The sequence below is a fragment of the Veronia pacifica genome (assembly GCF_001707825.1).
Classification (GTDB): Bacteria; Pseudomonadota; Gammaproteobacteria; order Enterobacterales; family Vibrionaceae; genus Veronia; species Veronia pacifica.
Map to the genome: position 1 here is coordinate 1 of NZ_LYBM01000068.1, position 16879 is coordinate 16879.

Consider the following 16879-nt stretch of genomic DNA (forward strand, 5'->3'; position numbering starts at 1 on the left):
CTGGGTTACCGAGGGTCACGTCAAAGGTTGCATCCTGCCCTTCGTTGACGGTGCCGGCATCATCAACCGTCAGAGTCGGAATTGGATCATCATCTTTTATTGTCGTTTCGACGCTATTTGCTGTTCCATCCGCGCCAATAGCTTCGAAGCCGCCGCCAGCGATGTTACCTAACGTGATCGTGAAGGTTTCATCGCCCTCAAAAATTGTGTCTTCTATTGTCTGGATATCAAACTGATAGCTGCTGCTTCCTTTAGCTATCGTAATTTCAGTTACTTTTGTATAGTCAGTACCGTCATCAGCAGTACCTGTGTACTCAAGCTGGATCACGACATCGGTCGCTGCGGTAACAGGTTGGCCGTCGTGGGTAAGTGTGACGGTATATTTGTCAGTGGTTTCGCCTTCCATAACTTCGGAAGGTCCTGTGATACTTACTTTCACCTCTTGTGGAATGTCACTCTCAGTGATGTTGGTGGTCACTCTGTCCTTTGCTGGATCGACGCCTATCGCTTCGAAATCACCACCAGTGATATCACCTAAAATAACATTGATGCTCTCAGTACCTTCACCATAAACATCAGTCAGTGTTTGAATGGTAAAGGTTACGGTGTCAGATCCGGCATCCACTTTGACTTCTGTCGGTCCGTTAAAGTCAACGCCAAAGTCAGCATTACCCTCGTAATTCAGTTTTATTGTGGTTTCAGATTGTGCTACTTCACTCAGTTTCACCGTGTACGTGGTAGTTTCAGCGCCTTCAATAACTTCAGTCGGGCCTTCAATGCTTACCAGCACAGTGTCGTCATTGTCATCAACGATTTGAGTATTAATGCTGTCTTCAGTGTCACTGATTTGTAATCCTTCAAAACCACCTGTGCCATCGATTGAATCGATCGTGACAGTAAAGGACTCATTGGGTTCAGAGAGGCCATCGTCTATCGTTTGAATCGTAAAGTCATACTCTGTGACACCAGCAGGAACCGTTACCTGTTCCACTTTCGTGTAGTCGGTACCATCCTCTGCGGTTCCACTGTAAGTCAGGTTTACCGTTACTTCAGATTGCGTTTCTGCGTTAAATTTGAGGGTATAGGTGCCAGACTGACTTTCGATAATACTTGATGGCCCGTCGATGCTCAAAGTGACGACGTCATTTCCATCATCGTTGATAACTGTTGTAATTTCTTTATTGGTATCATCTGGCCCGATGGCTTCAAACCCGCCTCCGGCGATGTTACCAAGACTGACAATAATGGTCTCGCCATCGTCGTCAAACACATCATCTATTGTATCAATGTCAAAGGTAGCGCTGTTATCTCCAGCTTTGATGGTGACTTCTGTGGTCTTGGTATAGTCAGTGCCATCGGTAGCAGTACCGGTATATTCAAGCTGTATGACAACATCTGTCAGAGCGATTGCACCATCACTTAGCTCAACTTTGTAGCCAGTGGCTGTATCGCCTTCAGTGACTTCTGTTGGACCTGAAAGACTGACTTGTATTTCTTGTGGTGTACCGCTCTCTGTGATGTTAGTTGTGACGCTAGCTTTGGCCGGATCGACGCCTACTGCTTCAAATCCACCGCCTGTGATATCGCCAAGTTTGATGTTGATGCTTTCTGTGCCTTCGCCATAAAAGTCGTCATTTGTTAACAGGGTGAAGGTGGCTGTATCTGAGCCTTTTTTGATAACAATTTGAGGTTTAGCTATGAAGTCTACACCTGGACCGAAGTTTACCCCTGCAACGGCGTTCCCTCCGTACTCGAGTTTGACCGTCACGTCAGATTGCGCGATCTCGCTTAGTTTGACCGTATACGTTGTGGTTTCAGCGCCCTCTATAACCTCTGTCGGTCCAGAAATACTGGCCAGAACTGTATCGTCATTGTCATCCACGATTTGGGTATCAACACTGCCGTCCGTGGTGCTTATTTGAAGTGCTTCGAAACCACCACCTGTTGTAGAATCGATAGTTACCGTGAAGGATTCGTTAGGTTCTGCAAGACCATCGTCTTTGGTTTCTATGTTGAAGCTGTATTCAGTCACACCAGCAGGGATCGTAACCTGCTGTACGCTGATATAATCAGTGCCGTCTTCTGCTGTTCCGCTATAAGTGAGGTTAACCGTAACGGGAGACTGTGTTTCCTCTGTCAATGAAAAGGTGTATTTGCCTGACTCGCTCTCAGTGATCGTGTCAGGGCCGTCAATACTGAGTATGACCGCTGTGGAAGCATCGTCGATGATAGTCGTGGTCACGCTAGCTGCGGCCGGATCGACTCCCAGATCTTCGAACGTACCACCGCCGACGTTACCTAAAGTTACAATGATGGTTTCACCATTATCGGCTAAGCCATCATCCAATGTTTCTATATCGAATTGTACTTGGCTCTGGCCGGCTGGAATGGTCAGTAAGTAGACACCTTTGTAGTCTGAACCGTCAGTTGCTGTTCCTGTATATTCGATTTCTACTGTGACATCAGTTTTGCCCGCAACGGGTAAACTGACCGTATATTTATCTGTCGTTTGTCCTTCCACGACTGTATCTGGCCCATCAATGCTGACCAGAACTTTGTCGCCGCCTTCTTTGTCAATAATATTTGTGACGACTTCTTTGTTAGCGGGATCTGCCTTAAGATTCTCAAAGTTACCACCAGTAACGTCTACGATGGTAATGATCATGCTTTCGGAACCTTCGGCGAAAACATCATTAAGGATTTGAACGCCAAAATCTTCGGTGAGTTGTCCAGCCGGTATCGTTACTTCTGTAACGCCCCGGAAATCGTCGCCGTCATCAGCCGTACCCGAGTAAGCAAGCGTAACAACGACGTCTTGTGTACTGACTTTATCAAGTGTGAGGATGTATGGTGTTGCTATGTTACCTTCAGATATGCTGCCCGGACCATCAATACTGACAAAGGCTGTCTCATCTCCATCATCATTGATGGTTGTGGTCACTTCGTTGTCTGTGGCGCTGATAGCGATATCGTTTTCGAAGCCACCACCTGATACTTCGTCAATAGTGACAACGATTGTTTCGCCATCGTCATCATAAACATCATCTATGGTTTCTACTGTAAATGAGGCACTTAACTCGCCTTCCGGAATAACAATCGTTTTCTCACTGGTGTAATCTTCACCGTCTTTTGCTGTTCCTGAATAAACCAGTTTGACGGTGACATCGCTTTGCGCAGGCCAATCGAGAGAGACTGTATATTCTCCTGTCTCTCCTCCCTCAGTTACGCTATCGGGGCCTGTAATCGAAACAGTAGCCGTTCCGCCACCCGCTTCATCATTTATCGTTGTCGTCACTGAATTTTCGGTTTGACTCACGCCAAGCCCTTCGAAACCACCACCACCATAATTGCCGATAGAAACAGTGAAAGTTTCGCCGTCATCAGCAAATGGATCATTGATGGTTTCAATTGTGAATTTGGCATCGGTGTCGCCAGCTTTTATTGTGACATCGTATACGCCTTTGTAATCTTTACCGTCCGTAGCAGTGCCCTCGTAGACTAACTGCACGGTGACATCTTTTGCTGCTGGGGAAGACAGACTCACGGTGTATTCTGCTGTATCCAGACCTTCAGTGACCTCTGTTGGTCCGTCGATACTAATTTCTACTTTTTCTGGGTTATCGTAGTCGTCAGTAATGTTGGTTGCGACAAAGTCATTTTCTTCGTCAATACCAATGGCCTCGAATCCACCACCATCAACACCTGTAATAGTAACAATAATGCTTTCGGTGCCCTCGCCATAAACGTCATCAATGGTTTGCAGATCAAACTGCGCCATATCGCTTCCGGCCGGAATTTTTATTTCGGTTTTTGCTGTGTAGTCTTCGCCGCTTGTCGCTGAGCCGGAGTAGGTTAGTGTGACAGTCACTTCTGATTGCGCTTTTTCTGTCAGCTTCAACGTGTATTTAGACGTCAGCTCACCCTCAACCACGCTACCCGGGCCTTCAATACTGACCAGAACTTTGTCGTCGTTGTCGTCGGTGATCGTGGTGGTGACTTGATTTTCAGTGGTGCTGATGGCTATAGGTGTTTCGAAGTTCCCGCCAGAGACGTCTGCGATAGTAATGATAATGTCTTCGCCACCATCGGCGAGCCCATCATCTATCGTATTTAACTTAAACGAATACGAAGTTTCGCCAGCAGGAATGACAACGGTTGTTATCTTGTTGTAATCCTCTCCATCGTCAGCTGAGCCGGTATATGCCAAGGTGACAGTCACCGGGCTTTGCGCAGGTTCGTCGAGGAAGACGGTGTATTCGTCAGTCTGTTGACCTTCAATAACAATATCCGGGCCGTTAATAGCAACGGTGACGGTATCGCCCTGTGCTTCATCACTAATCGTTGTGGTGACGGACTTATTGGCTTCATCAACAGCGAGCTTCTCGAAGCCACCGCCGCCATAATTACCAATGGTAACTATGATGCTTTCACCATCATCTGCGAACGCATCATCCTCCGTCTCGAGCGTAAATGTTGCTGTTTTCTCTCCCGCTTTTATCGTTACATTGTAAAAGCCGGTGTAATCTTTGCCATCAGTCGCTGTGCCCGTATATACGAGCTGCACGGTGACGTCTTTCTGTGCGACTTCCGTCAGGCTGACGGTGTATTCTGCAGTTGTCTGGCCTTCTACTACATCTGCTGGGCCATCTATGCTGATGAGGACTGTTTCTTTGGAGTCATGATCATCAGTAATATTGGTAGCGACAAAATCATTATCATCGTCAATGCCAATCGCTTCAAATCCACCACCCTGGACATCGGTAATGGTAATGATGATGCTCTCAGTTCCCTCTCCGAAGGCGTCGTCCTTTGTTTGGATGAAAAAGGTTTCGCTATCAGCGCCTGCAGGAATGATGACCTGCGTCACTGCCGTATAGTCTTCTCCACTCTCTGCTGTGCCTGTATAGGTTAAGGTGACGGTAACCGGTGATACCGCTTTATCGGTCAGTTTGACGGTGTAGTTAGACGTTGGGTCACCTTCTGTGACTTCACCTGGGCCTTCGATGCTTACGAGCACTTTATCTGTGGATAATTCTTTAATCACTGTTTCGACAGGGGTGCTGTCTGTAACCAGACTTTCAAAGCCACCGCCCTGAGCATCACTGATTGTAATGATGATTGTTTCGTCTGGATCACTCTCGCTGTCGTTTTTCGTGTCTAACGTAAAGTCGACAGTTTTGCTGCCTTTCGGAATCGTGATCGTTTTTTTGGCGGTGTAGTCGTCACCGTCCGCAGCCGAACCTGAATAAGACAGAGTCACAACGACATCTGTCTGCGCTTCCTCCGTCAGTGTCAGGGTGTATTTGCCTGTTGTTTCACCTTCAACTACTTCGGTTGGACCTGAAATGCTGACAGTGACGACATCTGGTGGTGTCTCATCAATAATATTGGTTTGCTGGTTAGCATCATCGAGGTTGAGAGCTTCAAAAACTTTATTGCCGTTCGGATAGACAATGTTATCAACCAGCACAATAAAGCTTTCACCTTTGAGCACCGCGCCGGGCTCAGCAAACGCATCGTCTTTAGTCTTTATCTTGAACGTTGCCGTAGTGCTATTTGTGTCAAACTTAACTTCAACGACTTCTTCGATGTCATTGTTGTCAGCGTCGTTGTATGAATAAACCAGTATTGCCGTCGTGCCCTCTGGCGCTGGATAGTCAAGAGTGATGGTGTATTCAGTCGTTTCTTCGCCTTCAATCACTGATGTTGGACCATCCAGTGTAACTTTCACAGCGTCTGGCAGGTTGTCGGACGTATCTTCAATGTCGACGGTCTGCGTTGCTCCATCAAGATTGGCAAAGGGGAATGCAGGGTTACCGTTATCAGTTAGTACGCTTTCGACAGACACAGTGAAACCTTCACTAATTTCCACAAGCGTGTCTGAGTTTGCAGTTATCGAGAATGTCACCTCCGTTTCGCCGGCCTTGATCGGTACACTGTTCACCTGAGTGATATCGTTGAGATCGGCACCATTGATGTAGTCATACTTAAAGTTGACTACGCCATCTTCAGGCATAGGTTCTGATAATGTGAAAGTAAACGTGGCGCTTGTTTCTCCCTCTTTCACGCTTGTTGGACCATCCAGCGTGGCAGTGGTGGTCGCATCCTCAATGCTGATCGTTTGTGTTGCTGCGTTGAGATTTAAGGAGCTAAAGGCTTGATCACCGTCATTGGTCTCCATTGTATCCACAGAGATGGTGAAGCCTTCGCTAAGTTCGATGTCGGAATCGGGATTGACCGTGATAGTGAAAGTCACTACGGTTTCACCGGCCTGAACAGGAATGCTGTTTATCTGTTGGATATCTGAGCTATCTGCACCGTTTAAAAAGTCGTATTTAAATTTCACTATGCCATCTTCGGGCATAGGGTCAGAAAGTTGTACGGTGAAGGTTGCGCTGGTTTGACCTTCTTTGATGTTTGTTGGCCCAGTGAGCGTGACTACAGTAGCAGGATTACTCGATGGCGTGTTCGTCACTCGTAACTGCGTATTCGCGTCGAGATCGTTACTGCCCAAAAAGCCCGAAACGTCATTGCTAACATCTGAAAAAGATGATGTATCGAAACCCGATTTAGCAATTGTCTCGCTGCCTGTTCTGGCTAAGGAAATGAAACCATTATTACCTGAAGACGTTGGCTCACCAGCTGCAGGTGCTTCCTGTACAGATGTTGGATCTAAGCCAGCTTCAATGGCCTCCTGCAATGCAACAATATCATCAACTACCGATATTTCACCGTCTTGCGCTTCTTCTTCATTGACTGTGTATAATTGCGTCGACCCATCTACCGCAGCCAGTTCAAAATTCGTCCCCTCATTGAGAAGTACTCGACTGCCCGCAGACATTTCAAAACCATCAGCAAGCGTTTGTGGAAGCCCGTTGTACAGAATGCGTGTATCACCAGAAATTGAGCTCACCACACCAGATTTTTCGATAACGATAAGGTTCATATGTTCTTCCTAAGATGACTGCGTCTTTAAGTCCCTGAAGCAGTTTAAATATCGAATCAGCTTCTTCCATCGCTGCATATTGCAATGCTTTTCATCTGATTAAATGCAGATAAACTGTAATATTGGCTCTAAGTTTATTTGAAATTTTTCAGTGATTAACTATCGAATAATTAGTTAAGGGGTTCAATATGCTGATCTGTGACAAAATTAAGACTTAGTAGGAAAAACACTGTTTACTTAATTGATCAAGAGAACTATTTCTGACTAATAAAACACATGAATCATAAATGAGACACAATATATACATGTGACTATTCCAAATATTTATATTTAGATAACTTATTGATATTAATTGATAGTTGGTGGGTTGGTTGTGTCGAATAAAAGGTGGTTTTTTGAGTGATTTATAATTTTTATTTATTTTTTTATTTTGTCAATAGATTATCCCTGACATTTTTGTTTATTTAATCGTCAATACAGATTTCGCCATGGATTTTGACAAGGTTAATTGAAAATTGTTCCCTTATTTAGCACGTATTTATTAAATTTATATGGCGTTATTCACCATTAGTTTTGTTTAAATTATTTAAACGGAATGGATGGTGGATGAGGCTGCCAGAGAGTGCTTTTAGGTTGTTATGTTTTGATTGACGGATATTTTCGAACCCTGAAAGATAAAGTACCCAGTCATAAAAACCGTATGGCTGGGTACTGTTCGCTTTAGTTATGGCTTCATAGGGAAAAATGAAATCGTATTCGCAATCGTCCCCGGAAGTAGCGGTGTTTCTTTATCTTCAACAAAGTCTTGGTACCCGCTTCTGTAATACGGAGACATTGGATGCTCACTCTGGCCACCGGGCACTGTTAATACTGCCGTCTTTTCATTTCCCGGCTGAACAAACAGACGCTGAGAAGCGCCAAATTCGTGCCCTTGCACAGCAGGCATGAATTTGTCTCCTGTACCCTGAAAGGCTGGCATGTCCAGTAATCCACTGAGTAAAGGAATTTGACGGCTGAAAGGATGCCTGGGCTTAAATTGATTCACGCTTCCCCAGTTAAGTGCGTTAATGGATGTGTCGCCATGGCCTGTGATCTGAACTAATAGATCATGCTTCATTTTTCCGTAGGTACTTAGCATAAATGCTTGCCATGAAGAAGACACTTTCGGTTTCCAGCTATCAGGCTGCTGTGTGACCAATTGCCAGAGTGCAGGCTCAAGTGTCCTTCGGGTTGCCCTCAGTGACAGGTCGTGCTTCTCTAATGCTGTCTCAAGCGGCGCGAAGGTATGTTCCATCATGGCATCTCTGAAGCGGCGGACCAATGTATAACCGACTGAATCTGAACAGGCGCATTGTTGCCAGTTTTCCAGTGCATCAATATCTTTCTTGTAACGCTGGGCATTGGTTTGTAATAACGCCAGAAGAAATTTATGCCAACGTTCGAGAAAGCGTGCCTCGTTATCTAGCTGGATACGGTAAAAGTCTTGTTCAGAGAAGCGTTCTTTTTCAAATAAGCGGTCGCGGATCTGTTGACTCCGCGCACCAAGAGCGTAGCCTCCGTCGCCAAATCTATTGTAGGAGTCGGCGCTTACCACACGGCTGTTAGCCGTCCAGATGCGGTTTGACGATGGGTTAAAGACAAAGGGAATATCTTGTGCCTGTTGCTGCCAATCAGTTGAGTATTCCTCAGGTGAAATTGCGGTGTTGGTTGGGGTGCTCCTTGAGGGAACTGCGCCAGTTAGTTGCCATGCAATATTTCCCTCTTTATCTACCAAGGTCATATTTTGCACCGGCATGCCAACAGATTTACTTGTTTGCAAGGCTTCGGAGACGGAGGTGACCTGCTCGAAATTAACGAGATTTAAATTGACGGCATAGTCTTGGTGGGCAACCCAGGATAACGCGTATTTCTCTCCATCCATAGTTGTAACAGGACCAAATTCACTCAGTTCAATGACATAATTTATGTCTTGCCCATCACTCTTTATTACTTCGGTGATTTGTTCAGTGGGCGTATCGTCTGGAAGGTGTATCCAGTCGGCCGAGTCAACGTATGAATTAGTGAATCCCCACGCTACATGGCGGTTACTCCCCACTATGACCGCTGGTGTACCGGGTAGCGTTACGCCGTCAACCGAAAAGCCTTTCCCTTCTTTTATATTGAGCTGAGCCCGATACCAGATAACGGGCACATTAATGCCAAGATGCATATCATTTGCGAGCATTGCGTTTCCGCTCTCGGTGAGGTCACCGGAAACAGCCCAATTATTGCTGCCGATCTCTGGTGCTTCATCAATGGGCTGCCAGATTGCAGAGGCCAGAAGTGTTGGTGACAACTCAGGAGGCTTAATGTTACTCACGGGGAGGCGACTATTGTCCAGCGCGGCTTGAAAACTGCTGGTCTGAGTGATGAACTGCAGCATATCCTCGCCAAAATCTTTTTTTATCTGGGTATAAAGTAAATCTCTCTGATAGTTAGATTCTTGAAGGTCGAAGTACATACTGAAAATAACGAGCAGGCTATCTTCGGGTTGCCACTCTCGTCGCTCGGCCCCGGTGAGAAGATACGTAAAGCTGGGATAGGACGAATGTTGGAGCGCATCATTAACGCCATGGCTGTATGACTCGAGTAATGCTTTATTCGAGTCACTAAGACGTGAGAGTATTTTTTGACTGTGTGTTCGTAAACGGTGAAAACGCCTACGTTTATCCAAGTCTAATGCTGCATCACCAAATAGCTCTGACAATTCGCCTGCTGCGTTTCTTCTCAGCAGATCCATTTGAAAGAAGCGGTCTTGAGAGTGTGCATAACCCAATGCATACGCTGCGTCTTGTCTATTTTCAGAGGTAATGACTGCGATGCCTTTGTCATCCCGGGACAAAGTGGCGGGTTCAACAACGTGCGGTACGGAGGCCTTTCCAGAAAGAGTGGGTAAACTGAGGTATAACAAACCGTATACGATTGCGGTGGCGAGCATGGCAAGTAGGATAGCAGCGAGGCCAGCCTTTTTTAGCGTCTTGAGCATAATGTTCCCCGATAATTATTGAACCTGATAAACGATGTCCAGCACCAATTTCAACCTTTTATAATCACTTTGACTTAGCTGTCGACGACAGCGATGCGTAACATCTTTTGACGAGAGGTCGATGTGATACCTCTCTCGCTTAAAAGATATCTCTATGTTCAAAAGTGACTCTGTTGTCGGTTATCTACTGCAATTGGTTTTGCTGACAGGAGAAGGGCAATACCTCTGAGTTTTTACCCAATTTACCGCAACCCTTTGCTGTCATAGTCGTAGTATTTACATGTGTCTTTTAGAAGACTGAGTCAGTCATCGAGATCTATTTTTTTATACAGAGGAAAGTCTAGCGGTTGGATGGTAAAAAACTGGGGGAGGGTTCAAGATCCTGACAGAGCAGGGGCACTAAATACCCAGCTTTTTCTTGTTCCGGGGGATGCCTTCTCAGAGAGGTGCCAGTTTGCCCGGCATTTATTAATGCTGGCTAACGATATGAGAAGCGTTATATGCACCAATTGATATTCTCTGATATCGGTTTTTGGTCTCGCATCAATCAGTTTCTATATTATGTAGTTAGCATATATCTTTACTTTGAAACGTGAAATAGCCTGTTTGAAGCGTGCGAGTGTGGATATAAAAAGGAGCCGTTGACTCCCTTTATTCGATTCTGGTTGATTTAACTCGGCGACAAACTTTGCATCTCTCGTGTGTTAACGAGGAACATCGCAGAACTGGTTGATGGAAAATTTATCATCTGAACAAAACGACAAGATACTGTGGCAGAGATTCTCAGCATACGGCCCTTCCCATGACTCAGCAAGCGGACGGCCATCAATATGGTTGAGCACGGTTTTGATAAAAGCACCATGACTGACTATGACCACCTCTTTACCACGGTGTTTTCTGGCTATATTCGTCAGTGCGTCAACGGCACGATCTCTTAGTTGCACGAGGTCTTCACCGCCATTACTTTGGTATTTGTCAGGTTTATTCCATAAGTTCCAAGACTCATCAGGTGAGTGAGCCGATACGTCATCCTGTAGCTCTCCTTCCCACTCACCGAAGTGCATTTCCCTCAATACTTCTGAGGCTGTCAGAGAGATATCCAATTCTTCAAGTAGTAAACTTGTCGTTTCCTTTGCTCTGCCACTGTCGGAACAATACGCATAATCAACATCAATATTGTCCAGTTTTTTCCGGGCGTCGATTGCCTGCTGTCTACCAGTGGCTGTCAGAGGAGAGTCACTTTGTCCTTGCATACGTTTTTCTGCGTTCCATACGGTTTCCCCGTGACGGAAAAGATGAATTTTAGTGTCCACACTGTCTCCTTAATGCTCACTTTGTGCTCGTGGAAGCTCGGTTAACTATTGACGAATTCACCGTTGGTAACCTTATTGGTGCATCAATCTAATAAGACGGATATGTCAGTATTAGGTAGCTCCTATAAAGTGTATGTACATCGTGAGTCTCTGACAAAAATATAGTTGGGAGATACATCGTAATTAATTGAAAGTAATCAACTAAAATTTACTTTAGTCATTATTTATGTCGATCGGTATTTCTCCGGTAGACATTGGCTGCTCCCAAAATATTGTGTATTAAGCATGTCTTTAGGTTATGGCGTAACAGGTTTGTAATTGGGCTTAGGAAAAGGCTCAGAGGAAAAAAGGTAACTGGCATTCATTCCAATTACCTTTTATGTTTCTATCTTGTTGTTCGCACCTTAATTAAACGTGGTGCGCTTTTGTTTGTCAGACTTTAAACACTGCAAAACTTCGCTCAAGCTGCTTGCCGCTTTGCATTAATTGTTCGCTGGCTGCTGCAACCTGATTCGCCTGTGCGGCGGTCATATTACTGTTCTCAGCTAACGATGAGAGATTTTGGTTAATAGCGTTGGCACTGTTGAGTTGGTCTGATACCGCCTCTGCAATGTGCTGATTGACCGCCAGAATACTGGTAATTTGGTGATCAATCTCCTCCAGCGTTTGGTGAGCCAGAGAGGCCTTCTCTTGCGTTGCAATAGACTGCGTTTGCGTTTGAGACATAGAATGACAAACATCATCTGCGCGTGCTTGAAGCGTTGTTACTATTTGTTCAATCTCATCTGTGCTTGAGCTGGTTCGGGTTGCTAACGTCCTGACTTCATCAGCGACTACGGCAAAACCTCTGCCTTGTTCACCAGCCCTTGCTGCTTCAATCGCCGCATTCAGTGCCAGTAGGTTGGTTTGTTCAGCAACACCCCGTATCACATCAAGAACCGCACTCACTTTTTGCGTTTCTTCTGCCAGTTCTCTGACATTTTTTTGCGTGCTCTCGACGGTTTGAGAGAGCTGCTGCATGTGACCTGAGGCCTCAGTAATGATTTGACTCCCTGACCCACTTCGCTCACTGGCTTTTTGTGCAGCATTCGCCGCTGTTCTGGCGGCTTCAGTGACTTCCTGATTTTGCAGTTGCAGAGCTTCCATCGCATCAGATACCGCATCGACAGCATTCTGTTGCTCAACAACGCGGCTGGATGCGTCTCTGGCGACTTCTGTCAGCTCTATCGCTGATGAGGTGACATCTCTTGTGATAGGAGATATGTCGGTGACGATATGACGCAACTTATCAGTAAATAAGTTAAATGCTGTTGCTATATGTGAGATCTCGTCTTTGCCATCAACTGCCAAATGTTTGGTTAAGTCTCCCTCACCACTGGCGATATCTTCCATCGCATTCTGTGTCGCGCGACATGGTCTTGTCAGGCTGCGGCTGATCCAACTGGCCGCGATGGCCATGACAATCACACTGATAAACAACATGGTGATAGCCGATTGCAGCCGTTGCCAGACAAGCGCATCGACATCGTCGATATAAACGCCAGTTCCGATGATCCAGTTCCACGGTTTGAAAAGTTGGACATATGAGAGTTTTTCTACGTCCACATCTGATCCTGGTTTGGGCCACATGTAGTAGACAAAGCCCTGACCATGCTTACGCGCTGTATCAACCATTTCAAGAAATAAGGCTTTGCCATTGGCGTCGGTCTTGTTAGCGATATTTTTTCCATTTAAGGCTGGTTTAATCGGGTGCATCACCATTCTTGGCTCTAGGTTATTAATCCAAAAATAGTTGGTTCCTTCATACCGCAAGGCTGATATCGCTTTTTTTGCCGCCTGTTGCGCGTCGGTCATCGACAGCTCACCAGAGAGCTGTTTGCTGTGATAATAGCTAAGAAGAGTTTGTGCGCTATCTACTAAATCTCTTGTTTTATCCTGCTTGGCTTTAAGTAAGTCAGATTTGTAATCCATCAGCGTGAGAACAAATGGCAACACCAGGAGAAGCGAAATGACAGTAGTGAGCAGGTACAAGCGCTGTTTGATGGTAATGCTTCTGAGACCAAATCTCGCCATATCTATGTTCCTTGCCGTAAATTATTGAGTCGCTCAGTAAATCACGGCGGATCAAAAACCTTGTATGACTTTTCAGACTTTTTTGGAGTATGTCTATTGATAATAAAGTATGTAATGTAACGGGAATTATCATTCTGTGATCCTGAGTCATAAAAATGCATGTCATATTCTCAGCGAATAAACATAAAAACTTATTTTGAGACGTAAAGTTAGTCATTGGCGATGTATATATAAGGCAAAATGCAGTTCTTATCTCATAAATAGAAATTATGATTTTCATAATTCTGTAGCATTTAAGAGGTTTCGCATCTCCATAGCCGAATCAATTAGCCGATTGAAATAGTGGTTCACCACGGAAATACATGTCCCCATTGGTGGAAATCTCAACACTTGATTAGCTCCTTTAACTGAAATGAGAGATTCACCGCGAAAGCAACGGATTGCTTGGGGTATGTTTGTTAAATATGTAAAAAAAAGTTATTGAAATTGCTTATTTTTTCTACTTTTTGTCAGAGGTAAAGAGTGAATGAACGTTGTGTAAGCGAGGTAATGTGACACTGTATCTGGTCAGGTTACCCCGAAATTAACCGAAGCCGAGTCACATATGACTCCAAATACGTCAGGTAGGAACGCATATGGAAGTGACATTTTTTGGTGAAAGTATGTTGGCGCTGAGCCGTGAGTCATTGCAGCGTAATGTAGGTGGGTACACGGCTAATATTGCAATTTATCTCGCCCGTCTGGGGCGGGGTAGAAATACTGATGTCGGGTTTGCTTCTGGCCTCGGTGTTGACAGTGTGTCTGACATATTATTGGAGCACTGGCAGGAAGAGGGGTTAAATACGCGTTGTGTAATGCGTATTGATAACAAGCTTCCCGGCCTCTATTTCGTTGAAAAGGCTTTGGGCGGTAAGGCGAGTCCGACAATACATTACTGGCAGAATGACAGTGCAGCGAAATATTATTTCACTGGCGACTCTTCTCCGCTGGATACCGCAGTGGCTCAGGGTGACATCGATGCTTTGTATGTGAGTGGTGTCGGCCTTGCAGTGTTAAAAAACGAAAGCAGAGGCCGTTTGGTCATGCTTATGCGACAGATTAAAGCGCGTGGTGGAAAAATCTTTTTTGATAATGCCTTCTGCCCCCAGCGCTGGCATCGCAATGAGGCCATTGAGTGGTACAGTCAAATACTACCCTTGAGTGATATTGTGTTTCTTGATGAGAGCGATGAGTATTTGATTTGGGGCGACGAACAATCTATCGCGACGCGATGTAAACTCCTTGATTGTCTTGAGGTTGTCATGCGCGACGCCAATGGCAACTGCACTCTCTGGTCTAAATCAAACACTGGCATCACTCAAGAGAACCTAAAACTGGCTGATATCAATAAGCCCATTAATGCCAAACAAACAAAAGGCGCTTTTTTTGCTGCCTACCTGGCGGAGAGATTACTCGGAAACGAGAGAGTGTCTGCTGCCCACTTTGCTCATAAGGTCGCCAAACGCGTCAATAAATGTAACCACGGTCTGATACCCATGACTCGAATGGTTGATTTGCTCTGATGCGTCTAACTTGCTAAATAATCGATGTTACAATCACCGTGGGATTATTTTTGTAAGGAAGTGAGCATTTAATGTCTGAACATATCGTGGAGCAGTTGGCAAAACACAAAATCGTGCCTGTCATCCAAATCAACAAGGCCGAGCATGCTGTTCCTCTTGCCAAGACGTTGGTTGAAAACGGCTTGCCTGTTGCAGAGGTTACATTCAGGACTGACGCTGCAGCCGAAGCAATTCACCTAATGCGTAAAGCCTATCCTGAGTTATGTCTTGGGGCGGGCACTGTGCTAAACGAGGAACAGATTGACAGCGCAAAAGAGTCTGGCGCGTCGTTTGCTGTCGCTCCCGGTCTCAATCCAACGTCGGTATTACACTGCAGATCCATCGAATTACCTATGATTCCGGGTGTTAATAACCCCAGCCAGATAGAGCAAGGACTGGAACTGGGGCTGAACTTCTTAAAATTTTTCCCTGCCCAAGCGTCCGGTGGACCAGAGATGATCAAAGCCTTGTTGGCACCGTATCGTGATATTCGTCTAATGCCTACAGGGGGCATAAGCAAAGACAATATTCATCGTTACCTGGAGATTGAACGCGTAGATTGCTGCGGGGGGAGCTGGATGGTGCCGCCGACGATGATTGACGACGGCGACTGGGATGGGCTTGGACATCTTATCCGTGAGGCCGTCGCGTTGGTTAATCGCGAGGCTTAAGGCTCTGCCATGGATCGCTCGATGACTTCCCATCGATAAACGTTTCACGATACAACGTTTCAACCTTGTCTCTTGCCCATGGTGTACGACGTAAGAATTTAAGACTGGATTTGACGGATGGGTCGTTGCGAAAGCAATTAATCTGAATTTCGGATGCTAAAACGGCCCAACCGAAATGCTCAACCAGTTTCGTAACTATCTGCTCAAGTTTTATGCCATGCATAGGATTGTTTTGCTGGTTGCCTGCCATATTTATAATCTCGCAAATTAAAGTCTGATGTATCAGCTATGAAGCTGAAGAAAATGCCCGCCACTCTCCCATAAACAGCGAAATGCTTCAACCTTGTCGGCTTTTATCGCCATTTAGACGTCAATTTTAATAATTTTCGTCTAAATGGGCATCATCGATCTTGAAATATGCATAGATTCCCTTTTAAATATAAATAGGAATGAGAATGATTATCGATACGGTGATTGTGATGACTGAAGTACTGCTTATAGAAGACCCAATATATCAAAGTCACAAGTTGAGAGCATTGATCCGTGAAAATGCGGACGATTTGACTCGAACCCTGAGTTGTCATCAGGCGAAAGTGGCTGTGCGACAGAATGATTTTGATTTTGTCGTTATGGATACGACAAGATGCGATGAGAAAGCGCTGTCAATGGTGACGGATTTACGAGAGACGACGGATGTACCCATTATAGTCGTTGGTGCGTATGAGTCTAAAACCAGTGTCATTGCGTTGTTCCTTGCCGGAGCAAGTCATGTTTTTCGCGACAACGCGATACTTGAAAAAACCTTACCAGCCGCAATCAACTCGGCAAGCAGGAAATCGACAGATTCGACCAAAGCAAGAAGAGATTTTGGCGCAATGGTCGTGAAAAAAGAAGGAAGCGTTGATCTGTCTGTACTTGACGCATCTTGCCTCAGCCCAACAGAGAAACATCTTGTGGATTATCTCTACAAAAGGCGAAACACACCTGTTGCAAAAAAAGCCATAGTATCTGATGTGCTCAAGTCCGAATGGACAGGCATGGGAAGAGCGGTGGACGTGCACATTTCGAATATACGAAGCAAGTTCAGAAAAGCGGGTATAGACAGTGTACTTATTCAGACACTGAGAGGGCATGGCTATTGTCTTGTAGCGCAATAACGCAGATTTTTATGATATTGAATCTATGAAATACCAACGCCAAATCACGGCGTTGGATTTTTTTTGCCAGTTTTATTTCGACGCTCATTGATT

8 protein-coding genes are annotated in these 16879 nt (G+C 45.3%); 3 read left to right on the forward strand and 5 right to left on the reverse strand.

Translation table 11 applies throughout. The features are described 5' to 3' along the window. The 4 genes from A8L45_RS22140 to A8L45_RS22155 all read right to left on the reverse strand — a co-directional run. Positions 1 to 6946: retention module-containing protein (locus tag A8L45_RS22140; RefSeq protein WP_068905526.1), on the reverse strand; the 6946-nt coding region annotated here is incomplete at its 3' end. Between the two features lie 724 nt (positions 6947 to 7670). Next, on the reverse strand, positions 7671 to 9971 hold the full coding sequence (locus A8L45_RS22145; protein WP_068905527.1) for a penicillin acylase family protein: 2301 nt from the start codon (positions 9969 to 9971) through the stop codon (positions 7671 to 7673). A gap of 704 nt (positions 9972 to 10675) precedes the next feature. After that, positions 10676 to 11284, reverse strand: a complete 609-nt coding sequence (locus A8L45_RS22150) for a histidine phosphatase family protein (protein ID WP_068905528.1) — start codon at positions 11282 to 11284, stop codon at positions 10676 to 10678. A 432-nt stretch (positions 11285 to 11716) separates the two neighbouring features. Beyond that, on the reverse strand, positions 11717 to 13357 hold the full coding sequence (locus tag A8L45_RS22155) for a methyl-accepting chemotaxis protein (RefSeq protein ID WP_068905529.1): 1641 nt from the start codon (positions 13355 to 13357) through the stop codon (positions 11717 to 11719). Between the two features lie 635 nt (positions 13358 to 13992). On the opposite strand from A8L45_RS22155, the gene A8L45_RS22160 reads away from it, so the two are divergent. Then, positions 13993 to 14919, forward strand: a complete 927-nt coding sequence (locus A8L45_RS22160) for a PfkB family carbohydrate kinase (protein WP_083228486.1) — start codon at positions 13993 to 13995, stop codon at positions 14917 to 14919. A 71-nt stretch (positions 14920 to 14990) separates the two neighbouring features. Next, positions 14991 to 15629, forward strand: coding sequence for a bifunctional 4-hydroxy-2-oxoglutarate aldolase/2-dehydro-3-deoxy-phosphogluconate aldolase (locus tag A8L45_RS22165; RefSeq protein WP_068905530.1), 639 nt, complete (start codon positions 14991 to 14993; stop codon positions 15627 to 15629). On the opposite strand, the gene A8L45_RS22170 is transcribed toward A8L45_RS22165, so the two are convergent. Then, positions 15613 to 15879 carry a VF530 family protein gene (locus A8L45_RS22170; RefSeq protein ID WP_068905531.1) on the reverse strand — a complete coding sequence of 89 codons (267 nt, stop codon included), beginning with the start codon at positions 15877 to 15879 and terminating at the stop codon, positions 15613 to 15615. The two genes, A8L45_RS22165 and A8L45_RS22170, sit on opposite strands and share 17 nt — an antisense overlap. Before the next feature lie 205 nt (positions 15880 to 16084). Between A8L45_RS22170 and A8L45_RS22175 the strand changes: the two genes are divergently transcribed. Then, entirely contained in the window at positions 16085 to 16786 is a 702-nt protein-coding gene (locus A8L45_RS22175; protein ID WP_068905532.1) for a winged helix-turn-helix domain-containing protein, read from the forward strand. Positions 16787 to 16879 lie beyond the last annotated feature (93 nt).

What these genes read in the sequence shown, in the direction of transcription:
- A8L45_RS22155 (WP_068905529.1), bottom strand. Translation starts at nt 13,357, where the DNA reads ATGGCGAGATTTGGTCTCAGAAGCATTACCATCAAACAGCGCTTGTAC.
- A8L45_RS22145 (WP_068905527.1), bottom strand. Translation starts at nt 9,971, where the DNA reads ATGCTCAAGACGCTAAAAAAGGCTGGCCTCGCTGCTATCCTACTTGCC.
- A8L45_RS22160 (WP_083228486.1), top strand. Translation starts at nt 13,993, where the DNA reads ATGGAAGTGACATTTTTTGGTGAAAGTATGTTGGCGCTGAGCCGTGAG.
- A8L45_RS22165 (WP_068905530.1), top strand. Translation starts at nt 14,991, where the DNA reads ATGTCTGAACATATCGTGGAGCAGTTGGCAAAACACAAAATCGTGCCT.
- A8L45_RS22170 (WP_068905531.1), bottom strand. Translation starts at nt 15,879, where the DNA reads ATGGCAGGCAACCAGCAAAACAATCCTATGCATGGCATAAAACTTGAG.
- A8L45_RS22175 (WP_068905532.1), top strand. Translation starts at nt 16,085, where the DNA reads ATGATTATCGATACGGTGATTGTGATGACTGAAGTACTGCTTATAGAA.